The sequence below is a fragment of the Metabacillus bambusae genome (genome assembly GCF_017497975.1).
GTDB lineage: Bacteria > Bacillota > Bacilli > Bacillales > Bacillaceae > Metabacillus > Metabacillus bambusae.
Genome location: NZ_JAGDEL010000071.1, coordinates 1 through 543 on the forward strand (window position 1 = coordinate 1; position 543 = coordinate 543).

General features: G+C 47.1%; 1 protein-coding gene. It reads right to left on the reverse strand.

The features are described 5' to 3' along the window. Nucleotide 1: 1 nt before the first annotated feature. A complete protein-coding gene (locus tag I7822_RS29630; protein WP_207982565.1) occupies nt 2–334 on the reverse strand; it encodes a helix-turn-helix domain-containing protein in 333 nt (110 codons plus the stop codon). Between the last annotated feature and the right edge of the window lie 209 nt (nt 335–543).

The window sequence follows — 543 nt, forward strand, 5'->3', positions numbered from 1 at the left end:
GTTACGTCTTGAAGTTATAGACGGTGTTTCCCCTTTCTTTCTTTTGTTTCTTTCTTCTCTCTCCTATTCCTTCCTTACCCTTTGCTCGGAGCGATTTAACCCATTTATCAATTTGGCGTGTCGAGCAGCTGAGGTTAGCGGCCAGCAGCTCACGGCTTGGGTACGGATCACGCGCGTCGTGCTTGTAGGAGAGCAGTTGCGAGATAAAACCGTACTCGCCGTGTTCCATTCCAATTCGGCGATAATTGCGAATTAGTAGATTAGGAATTGACGTAAATCCTTCGTCTAGCAGGGCAACGCCCCAGATGATTTCCATACGTGAGCTTTCGGACATTGGAAAAGCCTCCTCAAATTAAAGGCGATACGTTGCCTTATTCGTGGAGGCCATGCTATTATAGGACGCATAAGGCCTCCGAGCCTAACCGAATAAGGGCATACGAATGCCCGGTTATTTGAACGAGAAGACGCCTAGGCCGCCAAACCTTTAAGGCGTTTTCGTCGTTTATGTTGAATATCTATCCATCTCCTCTTGTATTCTTGCTT

What these genes read in the sequence shown, in the direction of transcription:
- I7822_RS29630 (WP_207982565.1), bottom strand. Translation starts at nt 334, where the DNA reads ATGTCCGAAAGCTCACGTATGGAAATCATCTGGGGCGTTGCCCTGCTA.